We start from the raw sequence: 15,284 nt of genomic DNA, 5'->3' as shown, positions 1-15,284 counted from the left end.
GAAATCATTAATCGACCTATTAAAAAGTGGGTCTAAATAAGGAGAGCGGGAATTGCTGCTAAAGAAACACTTTTCGATTATTTCGTTTGTGTGAGATGCTAAAATTAAAGATACCCTCTTAAGGGTAGGTAATACGAGTTCCTTAATGCTAAAAATAACTGAGCCTATTACGCCAACAGCAAACGAAGCATTGTTAGCACGCGAGTCTAGCCGACTGCTAGCTTTACATGCCAGTGAACATCGCAATTTGAATATACAGATCGTGGAGAAAGGTCATCCACCAGAGTCTTTAGTTTTGCCGGCTTCCGCCGTGCGTTTGTTAGTAGATATTCTAACCGAAATGGCAGAAGGCAACGCCATCACACTGATTCCAATTTACGCCGAATTGACAACTCAACAAGCCGCCGACCTACTTAATGTCTCCCGACCATATCTGATTAGTCTTTTAGACGAAGGTTCGATACCGCATCGAAAAATTGGAACACATCGCCGAGTTCTTTTCAGTGACCTCATGGCTTATAAAAACCAAGTTGACAAAGCCAGAATGAAAACATTGGATGAACTAGCTGAGCAGGCCCAGAAACTCAATATGGGATATTGATGTTAGCTCACCCCCGCTTCTTCTTCCGCTGCTTCCCTTTGCGTGGTCTTATCCAGTGATCGCCAGTAGGAGAGGGGAGAGCTGGCGCAAAAGGCCGGTAGATGTTTCGCTTGTAGCGAATGGATTGATATTGAACCAATGACAGCCCTGCCGCTTTGCGGCGCTTATTAACGGCAGTGAGGATGTAGAGCAGTTGCCTTCTCACTGGCGCATAAGACTCATAAGGGAGTTTCTTAACTTCTTCCGCAATGTAACTCGCTTGCCGATGTACGGCCAGTTCCAGGAAGTAGGCTTTTAAGTCTTCATAGGTATCTTGAGCCAGGCTCACCTTGGGGTGACCGTTTTGGTAGCTGATGGAGTAGCCCTCAAAGTAAATCGGTTCCCGGCGCACGTCCTTAATCCGCTTAGCTTCTTCGTTGAAAAACGCATGTATCCCATGCGTCGCGAGAATGAGAAACGAATTCTCCCAGCGGAGATATTGCAGGTTTGCCACCCCCCAGCGTTTGCGCCGGCAGCGCTGAAACTTGGAGGCGGGAATCTGGTATTTGGTGAGGAGCTTTTCATCAATTACCTTAGGGTCTTTGTTCTTGGGGATTGTGCCCTGGACATAGAACCAGTATCCGCGCCCGACGTAGCACACAGCGAGTTGTTGAACGAACCCACCCACAGTAGTTGCAGTGTAATGATAATCCATAGCTAAACTCAGAGTCCCTTCCAAGGAGAGAGATTGTTCGGGTCACAGACCCTCAGGCACAATCTCTCGAAAGCCGATAACCGCTGATAAAACTATTATCCGCCCGAACCTCTCTCAAAGCCTCAAATAAAACCTCCAAGACTAACCACACGAGGCGGCTAATTTGGCCGAGTGCGAACACACAGCCTATGTTTTGTCACCAGCATCGTTGCCTCATGAACTTCACCCGCCAGGGCGATCCTCATGACACCACAAGACTTCCTTTCCAAGGAGCAGGTATCGGGACCCGCGCTCAAATCCGTATCCCTATCGGAGTTGAGCGGCATGATCCCACCCGCACATTGTTGGTACGCGCTTAAAGCGCGTCGCTCCTTTCGTCGTCAGTTATGCCCGGCACCACCCGTAGCACCTGAACGAGCCGTGACTGCCTTGCCACGGTCATCGCTTAGCGTGAACCTAGTAGTTTTAGCACCGATGGAAGGCGCGACAAACTACTAGGTTCATTAGTTGTAGTTGCGCATTCTCTAAGTGGTTGCGGCCTACTTTTTTATGTCAATAAAGTAGTTGCGCTTTCACTTTTTTGAGATGCGCGCTCCAACGCGCTAACTTCTACTCAAAGCACACTCCCACACTACAGCTTTTTAACCACCTGAGTGACTATTCTCAGGCACCGGTTGGCTAAACCGGAGGCTTGCAGTGCTTCCCGGATTAGTGATGCTCTCCACTCCATTAGTCACGTTGCTAGGGGATACGATCCCCAACTCTCTATCGTATGGCGAGGCGATCAACCCCGACATCGTTTACTTGCAATGTTGAAAATACAAGGCAAGATTTCTGCGAACCGAACCTAGAAGCGTTCGCTTACCCATCGATAAAGATTTTTCGCGATTTGGCACCGTCTCTGAATGGAATTTACTGGCAAGCCCTTACGGGCCTCTCATGGTTGAGCTATTCGCGGTCTTGCGTTTGACAAGAACCCCGGACTTGTCGAAGTCCGGTCATTGTTGTCGCCAACAATGAACTCCCCACGCCAGCCAAGTTAAGCGGACCTTAGAGGCCCAGAATCCCTTGGACGGGATTTACACCCGCTTTGAAACATCACGGCCCTGTCTCTAAGAGGCTTATCAGCGCTCTCTCGACAGGTGGTTTCTCCGTCGCCCAGGCAAACCCTCATGGAGGGGAAAACCCTCAGAGAGAGAATGAAAAAGAACTCCATCGGATAGAACGTCGGGATTACTCTCCAGGGAATCCGATCCTTGAAGGATTACGCCGACGAGCCTCCGTCGAGCCGGACAAGCACCTCTCGATGCATCCGGCTCTACGCGCACAATACGTCATGAGTAGCCAACTCATGCCCTTACTCTGGCTGGTGAGGCCAGTTTTACCGGGTGTATTGCCGCGTACCAACAATGTCAGCCACGTTTTCCTAGGTGGTGACATTTACAATTTATCGCGAAATAAATGGGAAGTGAATTGTTAATGAACAGAAAAATAGAATTTCATTTCAAATATTGCGAACGCACTAACGCGAGCCTCACTTAATCTTGTCTCCTGCTTTCAGGATTCCCCCGTGCTTGGGAGCTAGACAAGCTATGTTAAAAATACTTTGAGAGGGGAAAGCCTTCCCCCTTTTCAGCATTATCAGATAGTTGCGACTCTAGTGATCAACTCCCCCAAACAAGGGTATATCGCCCGGCAAACCCCATTGCTGAACGATAATCTCTCCCTGTCCCGTGCCTGACGAAGATTTTCGATAATAAAGACTGTTATTGCTCGGACGATATACTGCATAATCCAATATGTGATCTCCATCGAAATCACCCTTGATAGGACGGTCGCCCGGTAGGCCAAATTGGTAAACTTTACCCTTGGAGCAATCGAAGTTATCGTCGGAACGACAGATATACCAATTACCTTCGGATGATCTCCATACAACTAAATCGGCCCGGCTATCACCGGTATAATCTCCAGGCATCGGGAGATCTCCAGGCAGCCCCCACTGTTTCCAAATGATATCGTTATTTCTTGTTGACGATTTCTTGATAGCCCAAAAGCCAATGGATGGACGCCACACAGCTATATCGTCTTTACCATCACCATCGAAGTCATTGGTGCCGTATTGTTCGCAACCTGAAGCCCTCCCATCTTGCACCAAGTCGATTTTAGTAATTGCTGCTGACTGCCTCAAATCCGTCTGGATTACAAAAGATACGACTGAAGACTTATTATTCCATGTTGGTGCGAATCCAATACCTACTGGCGCACTGCCTACAGAGCCATCCAGAGTTGGTAAGGCTAATGGTTCAAACATGATAGCAGACGGTTTACCCGGTGTGCCCCCAGCAAACTCTCCCCCGTCGAAAATTACTCGGGGCTCCCAAGGAGCATCCGAGTTACTGACATGATACATCAAAAAGTAGAAGGAGTGGGCATTGCCCAGAGAGTCGTAGACTGCTGATATAGTGGAGAACTGCGCTGCGCCAACTTGCTCCTCAACAGGAGCGGATACGTTTGGCGGTCTATCTGGTAGGACCGGAAGGCGACTATCGATGTTACCCACAGCAGTTACCAGAGTAGTTGTGCAGGCCACAGCTAAAGGGGTGTCACACATAGCCACAACTGCTGTTAAAAGGACTGTAAATGAATACAATCTAAAGAATGAGCAACCTATAGCCTTTAGCACTTGATTTAGAGCTGCTCGTTTTCTATTGGAAGAATTAATCTTAATAAGGGACATGCTATACGCTCCTATCTTAACGGGGGCCATCATTCAGCATCGCTCGCTGACCATCATCTAGCGAGTACCAGGTGGGGGCGCTGTTTCTCCCCGTATTTCCATTCACCTCTGCGGAACTAACAATCTCGCCAAAACCACCGCATGAGGAGGACTGTTCAGACTGGACATCTACGTGAACTGAGTTTATACCGGCCAGAAGTTTAAAATTATTAATATCTACAACGATCCTATTTCCGCTCAACGATGGATCGAGGCTTGCCGCACCAAAGCCAAGCGCCACTCCTCCATCTTGGATAGCAGTAGTATCGAAGTCAATCTGCAATCTACCAATATCTCTGTTTACTATCTTACCTCCTTTGCTAGTCATACTTCCCACGATGTTGACAGTCCATGTCGAAATATTGGTTCTATGAAACTTAAGGATTAGTGTAGAGTTACTTCCGAAATAATCAGTCAATGCCCAATCAATGTGGAACATTGATGATTTATCAAGAAGCACTGAATCTGTATTAGTAATTGGAGTGCTAGAATCCAATATTCCACTGAAGTTGATTGTTGATGTCGAACAGTTTTTATTTTCCGCGACGACCTCGTCCGACAAGGATAATAGTAACAACATGGCAATCTGAGCTATTGCCATTCTAGTGATGCTTTTCATAGCTTCTTCACAAACCCGTTAGATTATTACATTAACTCACTGGGACGTCGCCTGAAAGACCCCATTGCTTATAGCACCCACCACCACTGATTGGCGTCATGTATGATGGACACTGTCCCGAAGATGGCTTTACAAACCATGTACCTTCCCATCCGCCGCTGCCTGCACCCCTCCATACGGTAAAGTCTGTTATTCCATCACCGTCGTAGTCACCACCTAGGGGGATATCTCCCGGTAATCCCCATGGTATCGCATGAACACCATTTGGAATGCCACCGTTGTAATAGAGACTCCATGTTCCATTGTTTTTATCCCACATAGCGTAGTCCGCCTTATCTGATGCCTGACCACCAAAATTTCCAATCACTGGGATAAAGCTGGTCAGGCTGGAAGTTGTTGGATGGACGGTTTTTTCGTAGTATTTGGAAACTTGGTTCTCCATTAGGACGATAGACCAAACGCCAAAGTTATATCCTTTATTATCAATAGCATTGGAAAAATACGCTGGTCCATTTGGGGTTCCGTCGAATAGAGGATCATATATCGCACTTGCTGCGTAGAGTGGATCTACTCTACCCGTTTGCATTCTCCCACCTAGGTAGATACTAGTAGGGTAGGATGGGGGGATTGAGCTGCGAACGTACCACGTAAGAGTACTCGGGCGAAATACTACTAGATCAGAAACAGCATCAGTAATATCTGCATTAACTTCATCCGGTATATCGTTTGGCAATCCAAATTGGACACCAACCACACCGTCATAAGACGAGAACTTTATCCACCAAGTTCCCGTTGACGGACGCCAAACTACTAGATCAGCTAATCCATCATGGTCGTAATTTCCACTTAGCACTTTGTCGCCGGGGAGACCCCACTGAGCCACACAACCAAGATAAGAAGCGCCTGAAATCTGCTGGAAATGAGGGGGACAAGAATGTGAAACAGAGTAAGTTGATGGCCAGACATACCAATTAGCTGCTGGCTGCCTCCAGACAACAAAATCATTCTTACCATCTCCATCAAAATCAGCCGGGAAAGAATGTGCTGGCTTTGGACAAAGCATTACCAAAATTGAGCAAAGAAGACATAGACAGGAAAGCTTTCTATTTTGGGTCATGAACAACTCCTCTGAATTCTTAAGCATCCACACAACAACGGAAGGTTCTTCAAAAGAAAGTTAACACGCCTTTACGATCTGTGGGCACTATTTTTTTGTTAAAACTAACTAAATACTTCGATATCGAATCTTGAATACGCTACAAAACTAGAGAGGACGACAAGCCCAATACGGTTATACTAAAGTGCACGCTGTATATCTTCATATCTTCATTCTGAAAGGCACAGCTCAGGCTCTCTTTCTTTTTCTATTGCTATTGCTCGTCAAGAGGGGAAAGCCTTCCCCCTAGTCTCAACCGGCAAGCCGTTTTCGACATACCCCCTTCTAGCGGGGACTCCCCGCAACGCCCCCTAAGTAGACTCGCTTCGCGAGCCTTTTTTAATCTTGCCTCACCCTTCAGGATTCCCCCGCGCTTTCGCGCTTGGGAGATCCTTCAGGCATTCGGCCCCCGCAGCCACCACACCACACCCGCCACCATTATTCCCTTGCGGGAATCCCAACCCCCCGGACGGCTTGCGCCGCCCGCGCCCCAAGTAATAGGACGCGCCATCCTTGGCGCGACGCTTCTTGTCTGTCGGGCTTTTGCGCATTCCCGCTGTTAGCGGGAAATACGCTAAAGCCCTTTTATCGCGCTCAAGGAATTCCCCAGTACGTTCGTACTCGGGAGATTCCTTGCCGCGACCCCACCCAACGCTTTGCTTATTCCGCTTCGCGGAAATCGCGCCGCTTGCCACCTTATTAAGTTGCGCCATCCTTGGCGCAGCTTCTTTTTTCTCCCCGTGACATGGGAATTCCCCCGCGCTCTCGCGCTTGGGAGATTCCCATGTCACGGCCCCACCACGCTACGCTTTATTCCGCTTCGCGGAATAAGCTTCGCTTCCTGCGTTCCGCTCGCAAAACTCGCAGACCGCCCACCCCAGGGCACTTACAGGCTCCTGGACGGAGCCTGAGTGCCCTTGTTCGCTGGACGCTCACGGCCTGAACGGCCAGCATCAAGCGTGCTAGGGCACGCTGTGAGGCACACCCCTAGGCCGGGGTGTTGGCCCCTAGGCCGGGGCCGGCAAGCCTAGGCCGGCTTGCCCGGGTACTCCCGACCCCTGAACGGGGTCTCCGTACCCGCGTGCTAGGCCGCACGCGCGCCAAGGGCGCAGTCCCCTAGGGGGGACTAACGGTTGGGGCGCGCACCTCAAGGTGGTGTAACCCCCTTGGAAAGCCGCTATTTCACGGCGTAGAAGCCCCGAAGCGACTCTTTCGCCCACACCATGCCTTGCCGCGCAAGGTGTGGGCTATGGTGTAGGCAGGAAGGCGAGTTATCCGGTCATGTCTTACACTACCGGTAAGTATCGAAGGAGCCAGTTATGCCGCTCACCGAAAGGGATGAGGAAATCCTCAAGCACGTTGCGCGTTACCGCCTTACCACGACCGAAGCCTTACGCCGCTTGTTTTTCCCCGACGCCAAACCGGGCGGCGAGAAGAACGTTTTGCGGCGTCTGACGGGTGAATACCTCCAGCCGCAGCCGCTCTACGGCAAGCGGGTTTACTACCAACTGACACCCGCCGCTGCGAAAACTTTGGGAGAGACGGAGGAGAGCGCTACTCCGTTTGGACCTCAAGCGCTGGTGAGGCTTTATGGCGTGTTGGCCTTTTGCTGTTTGGGGAAGACGGTTAGACCGGTCTTCACCAGAACGGAGTTCATCCAGGCATTTTCACGGTTTGCTGATTTACTGGATCTTGGTCAAAACCATTTCTATCTTGATTCCGATGGAAGAACCGCGCGACTGGGCCAAATTCTCGTGGAACAAGGTGGAGAGTATCAGCGGCTTCTTAACAAATGCCGGAAGTTAATTGATCGGGGTAGGGAGCTACCGGGGTTTCAAGAAATCATCGCCGATGAACTGTTTGTGATCGCTATCGTGATTGCCGAGGACAGCAAGCGCGAAATGCTTCATGTCCAATTGCGAAAGAACCCTTTACCGGTTTGGTGTCGAGTGGAGGTCGTTTCCGATTTGGGTAATTTAATGCCACATCCCGCGTAATTATTCATGCCCTACGAAAAGATTAAAACCCATGAGGTAGGCCGAGCACCGAGCGATAACGGCTATCGGCCAAGCACCGCGCCAAAGTGGGATGTTTTACAGCGTGAACGGCTAAAAAGCCTTGAAGAACTCGAACTCGATTATCGGGCTAACCCGGTCTTAATCCGCAAGGAGCGCCACTTCGTTGTTTACATTATAGGGTTAATCGGCGTTCTCAGTTTAATCTTGAGCATGGTCAGTTCCTTGACCAGCGCCCATCTGGATACCCCTTTTCTCTTTGCCATGTTTAGCGCAACGGGTGTGCTTGCTGGTTTGTATAAACTGATTAGCCGGAGGGTGAGATGGATCGCTGGGGTTTATGCCCTGTTGGGACCGGGATTATGGGTACTTGCGATTCTCCCACACCTAGTTCATCGCTATCCTGTGATAGGATATGGGTTGTTTTTATTCAGCCTTGGCTTGACCTGTTATCTGGCAAGTCACATTGCTACCCATTACGCGATGTGGCTTGCGGCAAGTCCGCAACTCTTGGGCGAGAAGCGGAGAATGGCTCAAGAACAATGGCAGAATCGTCACTATGACGGATTTGGTATCATTGCTGTTTATGGGTTGCTGCTGATTATTTTTGCGAGAACACCGATTCTAGGATTTAAGAATTTTATCTGGATTACGTTATTCTTTGCATTGGGTGTCTTTTATTGGGTGACGGAATTTAAGGCGATAAGAGAAAGTTTATCGCTTTGTCGGGAAGCAATAGTTAGCTGGTTTACTTACACTCGCTATCAGGCCGTTCATTTTGATTTTTCGGATCAGGAAAATCAAAGCGGAGCTGCTCTTGGTTGCTTGGTATCTTTATTCCCGCTGGTCATTTATAGCGGAGCGATTTTTTTGTTTTTGAATATTTTTTCGCTTACCCAAGCGACTGAAGCAAGCACTGCTATTACAGTGGTCATGCTCGTTGTCTTTCTCGTAGTGGTCGATATCCTGTTTTGGACTCTCTATGGCGCATACCAGAGTCACGGCACAGTCTTTCCTAATCCAATTTCACCACCCGGACTTTTCAAAAGTCCGGGTGGAATCTGGATCAGGCGCAATCTCTTGGCAGCAGTTACGCTATGCGCATTGTTCACCTCAACCATTTACTTTATCTCCTATGCTCCCCTAGGATTCTTATCGAGCGATTCACGGCCCCTGCTGGCAGCTTTTCACCGAGTCGTGGATAAGAAGATTTCTTTGACCCGAATCATTACCTATTTTGAGCATTATGAACCGCCCACGGTAGCCGAGTTAGTGAAAAATCTGTCTACCGGTGAAGCCCTGCTTCTGAAAAAGCTAGACCCTGTTTCGCAGCAGGAATATATTTTGAGCAAGCAAGCAGCCGATTATTTGCAAACCAGTCCCGGCGCTTGGTTTAGTCTGACGCTGGATAGCGCTTTCATGGGTAAAAGCCAAGCGGTTTGGGCAATCCTATTAGGCATTGTGCAATGCTTTCTATTTCCCATTCTGATTTTCCTGATGACCTGTCTTGCCGTTTTTGGCCGAGCGCTACCGCGCTATGCAAAGACCATTGATGCCTTAAAGAGTCCGGTCAGTGATTGGCAAGGGTATGTGGATCGCTTGCAACACTCGAAAAGTGCGGTTGCCCGTGAGCACCTTTGGTTAGGCGCACACGCTACCGAAGATTATCCGGTGTTATTACACCGCAGCATCTTAGGTGAACACGCGCATTTGTTAGGGGATAGCGGCAGTGGAAAAACGGCTTTGGGCATGGCCCCGCTGCTGGCCCAGCTAATCAGCTTGCAGGATTCGGCGGTTGTCGTGATCGACTTAAAAGGCGATATGCCTTTGTTTCAAGCTGCCCAAAAAGGAGCGGGTAATCGGTTTAAGTTCTTTACCAACGAAGTGGGGAAGGCAACCCATGCGTTTAATCCTTTTTCGCCACTTTCAAGTGACCATCTCAGCCTAAACCAAGTGTGCGAAGTTTTTTTAAGTGCCTTGGGCCTTGAGCACGGTGAGGGTTATGGACGCTCCTACTATACGCGAGTTGCTCGAAACGTGCTTTCGCGCACTCTCCAAGAGTATCCAGACATTGCCTCTTTTGAGGAGCTACGCGACAAAGTAGGAAAGCTGACAAACAGTGTCAGTGACGAGCGCGATGCGTTTGAACTTATTGCCGTGGTGGAATCCTTAGCCGCGATACCGCAGCTAAATCATATCGCTAAAGATGCGGTAACAGACCACGCAATTGATATGGCGACTGTGGTTAAAAACCGCGAAGTGATTTATTTCTGGCTACCTGCTGCGATTGAAACGACGACTGTGCGGGAAATTGCAAAGCTTGCGCTCTATACGCTGTTTACCAGCGCTTACCAGCATCAGCGCCAATATCAAGAAACCCCCAAGCTATGGGTTTTTATTGACGAGTTCCAGCACATCGCTTCACTGAATTTTAAGCTTATCTTGCAGCAGGCCAGGAGTATGGGTATGGGCCTGATTCTTGCGAATCAAACCGATAGTGATTTATGGGTAAGGGATGTAGATCTGAAAGGTACTGTGCAGAGCAATACCCGGTTCAAACAAATCTTCTCTGTGAGTAGCCCTCAGGAGCGGGAGGAGTTGAGCAAGGCGTCCGGGGAGACGCTTTACTACTCCCGGCGACTGAACGCCGAGGGCGAGATGACCACCGCTGATGAAAAGGTTGGCCATCGGCTCATGGCAAATGACATCATTGCACTGAGCGACGAACCCGATACCAGTATCGCGCTCATTGGCCGAGGGCAGGGGTATTCGCAGTTTGGCGGCTATGCTTTTCCGCTTCGCGGAACGTATCACATTACGTCTGAGGAATATGAACGCCGCAAGAATGCCCCGTGGCCGGCTCCTAATTCCAATACCTTGGTAACTAACCGTAAGCGGAGAGGTGAAACCCGCCCGGAAAGTCCGACGCTACGCACCGCATCTATCCTCTCTGACGATGAACCGCCACCCGAGGTGAGCGAAAAGGTCACCGATTCCCCATGGGCAAAGCACTTACAATCGCTCTACCAGGCGCGAGGTGGTGTTGATCTCGCTGACCGAGGGACGGTCCCCACTAGCGAATAAGCTTTTTTTCTCTTCTCCCATCAAAGGAAATAACGATGCACAGAGGTTGGCTCTTATTTATTGGACTCACTGCTTTTAGTCCGCTCGTGCTTGGCGCAGAAGGGGATGTGGGAAAACTTCTCGATCAGCGTTTAAACGGTGAAAATGCGGATCAGGCGAAGGAGGAACAGGTCGTCATTGCCAAGGGGAAGCGCTTGGCGACGCTGGCAGAAGGGAATGCCGTCCTTAAAGACCTGGACACTTTGCAAGCTGCGATTGAGCACTGGGAAAACCAGATGAAGGCGATTCTCACCAGTGCCGAAGGTCGAGCGCTAGCAAGCGATTCCGTGAGTGTTGAGGATTTTATTCAGCTTCAGGAAGCTAAGCGCTACCCCTTGAGTCAGGTAGAAGGGATGCGCAGTCAAGTTAAAACTATGCTTACGCCCATCCAGGCCGCAAGCGATAGCAGTCTTTACACACCTACCGAAGCCCTGATGGTGGAAATACGCACCGCTGGCAAGGATGCCAAAGGAGCGTTGATCGAGTATGACCGGCTACAGGCCAAGTGGAGAGTGTTGTTGCAGCGGAGTAAGGGCGTTCAGGTGAGCGCAAATGCGCCTACTCTCGTTACAGCGATGGATCAGGTGAAGGAAGAGCAAGCGAAGCGAGATTTGGAGGGTCAACAGATTGCCCGCAACCAAGCATTAAGCGAATCACAGAAACGCCTCGCGGAGGCGGAAGCGAAAAAGGTAGAGGTGGAAACAAGACTGAAGGTTCAGCAGATCGAGGATAAGAGCAAGGCTTTGGATGAGGAAAGAGAGAGGCAGAAACAGGGGGCCGCACGGCAGCGATTAGTTGAACGGGCCACAAGTAAAGAAACCATAAGCCGGTTTCAACCATTTTTGGCTCCAGGTGAACGCATCCTTCGCGGGGACAGTTGCCGGTTTGGACATACTGATATCCATAAAGGACCCGTTGCCTATTCTGATATGCTTTTATGCAGAACACTCCAAGATGTGAAGAGATTTGTAAGCCAAGCCAACGGTCAGCATAACGACCGGCCTAAGTGGAAATCTCCAACTACTGAAGCGGAGTGGGTTGAAATGGAAAAGCGCCTAGCGGAATTTAAAGAATATGCCGAAATTTGGATGGAGAAGGGCTTGTTAGGTAAATAGCCCCTCACCACAATTCATACGGTAAGGAGCGGGTGACACAATCGAAGTGTACCCGCTCCACATGCTTTGCGTCATACGCCCCGCCGAACTCAATCACGAGCGCAATAGTCCCCGCAGCATCCTGTATCACCGCATCCGGCAATTTCTCGCGCCGGCGTTGCGGCGCGAAGCGATCTTCCGAGACCCAAAGACCCGCCCGCACCGGATCGGTTTTAAGAAATCGCAAGTAAATTTGCGCCACATGGAGATCGTGCGTGGCTTGCAACGGACGCCGCAACTTTCCCCCAAAGCCGCCGAAGTAGCGGGCGGCTTTTTCTGTAGCGATATAAACCGTCGTTGGTGTTGGGGCTTCATCCCAGCGTTTCTTTAAGCGGTAGGAAAGCGCCCCGAAATGCGGAGTCGCTTCTCCCGGTTGCCATAAAAAAATAGGGCCATCAAGTGCTAATTCAGGGTGCGCATTTAGCTTGAGCCGTTGCATAACATAGGAGCGACTCGCCGGATCGGCGAGAACCGCGAGCCGCTTTCGTGCAGTGGCGATACCGGACGGGGAATCTGTCCACCAGGTGCGCGCGATTTGCTCTAGCGACAAGAGCCGCACCTTATGGGTGAGTGCTATCAGAATTTCTCGATCTCGATCCGTTAGTTGCACTGCTTTTCTTTCCCAGAGTTGCGAGCCCAGTTAAGAAGGCTCCATGTCATTAAGGGTAGTGAGAGGATGGAAGCTCCCGCCTTGACCCACGAGGTGAAGGCGGCAGCACCATGCTACTGCTTTATTAAAGGTTTTCTCTCAAACGTGGCCCGACCGCAGGGACGGGCCACGAAGCCTGTTTCCCTTCGTTTGGGCCTCCTACTGTGGAGGTCTGTCATGAATAACCAAGCGATTATCGCCAGTGTTACGACCCAGATCATCGAACAACTCAAAGCGGGGGTGAAACCGTGGGAATGCGCATGGGATCGCACGGGCGGGCAACTTGCCATCCCGTGCAACTTAAACACTGGAGATGACTACCACGGCATCAACATCCCTATCTTGTGGGAAACCACCGCCCGGAAAGGGTACACCACTAACTTTTGGCTCGGTTACGGCCAGGCCAAGGAGTTGGGCGGATTTGTGAAGAAGGATGAAAAGGGGACCCACGGGATTATTTACAAACCTCTCGTGGTGGACGACGAGGGGGAGGAGGACAGCAAGCGGCTTCGCACGATCCCGATGTTGAAAACGTTTGTCGTCTTTAACTTGGATCAGATCGCCGGCCTGGATCACTTGCGTCCGCAAGTCCCGAACGAAGGGCAGGCGTTTCTGCCGATTGTCGTAGCCGATGATCTTCTCAAGAACAGCGGAGCGCGAATTGTGGAAGGTGGTTCACGGGCGTTTTACCGGAGAAGTGACGATCAGATCACGCTTCCCGACCGGTTCCGGTTCAATGTGGCGGAGGACTTTTACGCCACTGGGTTGCATGAGCTGACCCACTGGACCGGGAATGAACACCGGCTGGATCGGACATGGGGCAAGCGCTTTGGCGATGACGCCTATGCTTTTGAGGAACTGGTGGCCGAAATGGGTTCGGCCTTCCTCAGCGCCAAGTTGGGCTTGAAGGGCGAAATGCAACACGCTAATTACATTAGCGGTTGGCTGAAGGTTCTTCAACAGGACCACCGGGCGCTGGTCAAAGCCGCAAGCCTTGCGCAGAAGGCGTTTGAGTATCTCTACGCTTTGGTGGAAGGGCCGGCAGCGGAGCGGTTAGCGGCTTGAGGGAGGTTTAGCCAGTGAGGCCAGGGATCGGGCTCACTGGCGGATAAGGGTTGAGCAAAGTAGCAGAGGGTGGCCGCATATTAAAACTCAAGTAGGATTGCCATATTTGCCGAAGTGAGGAAGAAGGGGGATTAACCGAAATGGTTGTTCTTCCTCGTTGGTCGTTATGACCAGAAAGACCAAGGTGCATTGAGATCAGTGAGGCCCATAAAACTGCTAATGGTTAGCCGATTTTCTGGAGCCTCATTTGCTAAGATCTCGTGAAAATAATGTGGATTGAAGATAACAAGTTGGCCAGCCGATGGCCTATGCTCCCAGTAGGGACAGCCTTTTACAACATCGTGTTCATATCCGGCCATATTGCCAGAGTACTTAAACGTCTCGCAGGATGAATCCCACTTACGTTTCCAAACTCTTAGCGCGCCATTTCTACCATTAGCTACTTGAAGGTATACGTTCCAAGTAAGCTGGTATTGAAGCGAGCCAATAAACCACTCGGGAAAATCCCTACATGAAACATCGGTAAACGTCAGCGGAGCAGCGTTATTCCAAACCGGTTCGAAGCGTGCTCAGTTATAGATTCTGCAAATTGGCAACGAGAATCTATAAGGAGCAATTGATGAAAATTCGATCAAATGGGAAAGTGTACCGCAGTACCTCAGAGTGGCAGGAGATCTTGGCGGACTATCGCGCGAGTGGCGTCAAGATGTCGGAATATTGCATTCGTCATGGGATAGCCACTCAGAGTCTTTCCAAGGCAGAGCGTCGTTACGGGGCGAGTGAGCCTGATACCAGGTCCTTCGTGGAGCTGCTGCCGATCGATAGTAGGAAGAGCGAACCGAGCTCTGTTGGCTATCGAGTAGAGCTTGACCTCGGGTGTTCAATGGTGTTGCGTATCCGTTAGTTCCAACCACTATCGATAATCGCAGCGACGGTCAGGCTTGCGAGCAGTTGTAATTCTGAATAACATTTTAATCTAAATGCGAAGCTTATCATGCTCATGCCAAATAGTCGTGTGCGGGTCTATGTGTGCTTAGAGCCGATGGATATGCGCAAGTCGTTTTCCGGACTCAGCGGAGCCGTGCGCAGTGTATTGAATCAAGACCCGCTAAACGGTCACGTGTTTATGTTTCTTAATCATCGTCGCAATTATGTGAAGATGTTGTGGTGGGATCGCACCGGCTATTGCATCGTGGCCAAAAAGTTAACTAAAGGGAATTTTAGCGCAGTGAGCAAAGGCACAATGACCACAGCAGAGCTTGCACAAGTGTTGGAAGGGATCGATATCTCGCGTGCGAAAACCTCTCGGTTCTACGAGTATCTTCCGGAGTAGAGTCGATGCAAAAATGTTGCTGGAACCTGTAAAATAGTTCCTTCTGTAAATTTTCCCGTGATAGTAAATTAGCATATACTGATAAGAGAAACTTTTTTC

Annotated in this window: 12 protein-coding genes; 7 read left to right on the top strand and 5 right to left on the bottom strand. The window is 50.1% G+C overall.

The features are described from left to right. The first annotated feature begins 145 nt into the window (after positions 1–145). The gene (locus tag BN874_RS06030) at positions 146–601 is read left to right on the top strand and encodes an excisionase family DNA-binding protein (RefSeq protein WP_034431520.1); all 456 of its coding nucleotides are present in this window, start codon (positions 146–148) and stop codon (positions 599–601) included. 7 nt (positions 602–608) lie between these two features. On the opposite strand, the gene BN874_RS06025 is transcribed toward BN874_RS06030, so the two are convergent. From BN874_RS06025 to BN874_RS24260, 4 genes are all read right to left on the bottom strand, one after another. Continuing rightward, a complete protein-coding gene (locus BN874_RS06025; RefSeq protein ID WP_034431519.1) occupies positions 609–1,295 on the bottom strand; it encodes a hypothetical protein in 687 nt (228 codons plus the stop codon). A 1,657-nt stretch (positions 1,296–2,952) separates the two neighbouring features. Further along, positions 2,953–4,032, bottom strand: coding sequence for a hypothetical protein (locus tag BN874_RS24265; protein WP_154724768.1), 1,080 nt, complete (start codon positions 4,030–4,032; stop codon positions 2,953–2,955). 16 nt (positions 4,033–4,048) lie between these two features. Next, entirely contained in the window at positions 4,049–4,690 is a 642-nt protein-coding gene (locus tag BN874_RS06020; protein ID WP_034431518.1) for a hypothetical protein, read from the bottom strand. Between the two features lie 31 nt (positions 4,691–4,721). Beyond that, entirely contained in the window at positions 4,722–5,807 is a 1,086-nt protein-coding gene (locus BN874_RS24260) for an FG-GAP repeat domain-containing protein (RefSeq protein ID WP_154724767.1), read from the bottom strand. Between the two features lie 1,358 nt (positions 5,808–7,165). On the opposite strand from BN874_RS24260, the gene BN874_RS06010 reads away from it, so the two are divergent. The 3 genes from BN874_RS06010 to BN874_RS06000 are packed head-to-tail and all read left to right on the top strand — an operon-like array spanning position 7,166 to position 12,099. Then, positions 7,166–7,843, top strand: coding sequence for a hypothetical protein (locus BN874_RS06010; protein ID WP_034431516.1), 678 nt, complete (start codon positions 7,166–7,168; stop codon positions 7,841–7,843). Positions 7,844–7,849: 6 nt separating this feature from the next. Beyond that, positions 7,850–10,945 (top strand): type IV secretory system conjugative DNA transfer family protein, encoded by a 3,096-nt coding sequence (locus tag BN874_RS06005; protein ID WP_034431515.1) that lies wholly within the window; start codon positions 7,850–7,852, stop codon positions 10,943–10,945. Between the two features lie 35 nt (positions 10,946–10,980). After that, entirely contained in the window at positions 10,981–12,099 is a 1,119-nt protein-coding gene (locus BN874_RS06000; protein ID WP_034431514.1) for a hypothetical protein, read from the top strand. A gap of 4 nt (positions 12,100–12,103) precedes the next feature. Here BN874_RS06000 and BN874_RS05995 read toward each other — a convergent pair whose 3' ends face one another. Further along, a complete protein-coding gene (locus BN874_RS05995) occupies positions 12,104–12,748 on the bottom strand; it encodes a hypothetical protein (protein WP_034431513.1) in 645 nt (214 codons plus the stop codon). A 216-nt stretch (positions 12,749–12,964) separates the two neighbouring features. Here BN874_RS05995 and BN874_RS05990 point away from each other — a divergent pair, with 216 nt between their 5' ends. The 3 genes from BN874_RS05990 (at position 12,965) to tnpB (ending at position 15,185) form a co-directional block, all read left to right on the top strand. Further along, positions 12,965–13,852, top strand: a complete 888-nt coding sequence (locus tag BN874_RS05990) for an ArdC family protein (protein WP_034431511.1) — start codon at positions 12,965–12,967, stop codon at positions 13,850–13,852. A gap of 619 nt (positions 13,853–14,471) precedes the next feature. Next, complete coding sequence (gene tnpA, locus BN874_RS26370) at positions 14,472–14,756, top strand: IS66 family insertion sequence element accessory protein TnpA (RefSeq protein ID WP_034431510.1); 285 nt, start codon at positions 14,472–14,474, stop codon at positions 14,754–14,756. Positions 14,757–14,846: 90 nt separating this feature from the next. Then, the gene (gene tnpB, locus BN874_RS05980) at positions 14,847–15,185 is read left to right on the top strand and encodes an IS66 family insertion sequence element accessory protein TnpB (protein ID WP_034431509.1); all 339 of its coding nucleotides are present in this window, start codon (positions 14,847–14,849) and stop codon (positions 15,183–15,185) included. Positions 15,186–15,284: the final 99 nt, after the last annotated feature.

Source organism: Candidatus Contendobacter odensis Run_B_J11, assembly GCF_000531125.1.
In the GTDB taxonomy this organism is placed as follows: domain Bacteria; phylum Pseudomonadota; class Gammaproteobacteria; order Competibacterales; family Competibacteraceae; genus Contendibacter; species Contendibacter odensensis.
The sequence above is the reverse complement of the archived record's forward strand: the minus strand, read 5'-3'. Positions and strand labels throughout refer to the sequence as shown.

Bases quoted from the DNA above. Each gene is read 5' to 3' on its own strand.
- BN874_RS06030 (WP_034431520.1), top strand. From the start codon at position 146: ATGCTAAAAATAACTGAGCCTATTACGCCAACAGCAAACGAAGCATTG.
- BN874_RS06025 (WP_034431519.1), bottom strand. From the start codon at position 1,295: ATGGATTATCATTACACTGCAACTACTGTGGGTGGGTTCGTTCAACAA.
- BN874_RS24265 (WP_154724768.1), bottom strand. From the start codon at position 4,032: ATGTCCCTTATTAAGATTAATTCTTCCAATAGAAAACGAGCAGCTCTA.
- BN874_RS06020 (WP_034431518.1), bottom strand. From the start codon at position 4,690: ATGAAAAGCATCACTAGAATGGCAATAGCTCAGATTGCCATGTTGTTA.
- BN874_RS24260 (WP_154724767.1), bottom strand. From the start codon at position 5,807: ATGACCCAAAATAGAAAGCTTTCCTGTCTATGTCTTCTTTGCTCAATT.
- BN874_RS06010 (WP_034431516.1), top strand. From the start codon at position 7,166: ATGCCGCTCACCGAAAGGGATGAGGAAATCCTCAAGCACGTTGCGCGT.
- BN874_RS06005 (WP_034431515.1), top strand. From the start codon at position 7,850: ATGCCCTACGAAAAGATTAAAACCCATGAGGTAGGCCGAGCACCGAGC.
- BN874_RS06000 (WP_034431514.1), top strand. From the start codon at position 10,981: ATGCACAGAGGTTGGCTCTTATTTATTGGACTCACTGCTTTTAGTCCG.
- BN874_RS05990 (WP_034431511.1), top strand. From the start codon at position 12,965: ATGAATAACCAAGCGATTATCGCCAGTGTTACGACCCAGATCATCGAA.
- tnpA (WP_034431510.1), top strand. From the start codon at position 14,472: ATGAAAATTCGATCAAATGGGAAAGTGTACCGCAGTACCTCAGAGTGG.
- tnpB (WP_034431509.1), top strand. From the start codon at position 14,847: ATGCTCATGCCAAATAGTCGTGTGCGGGTCTATGTGTGCTTAGAGCCG.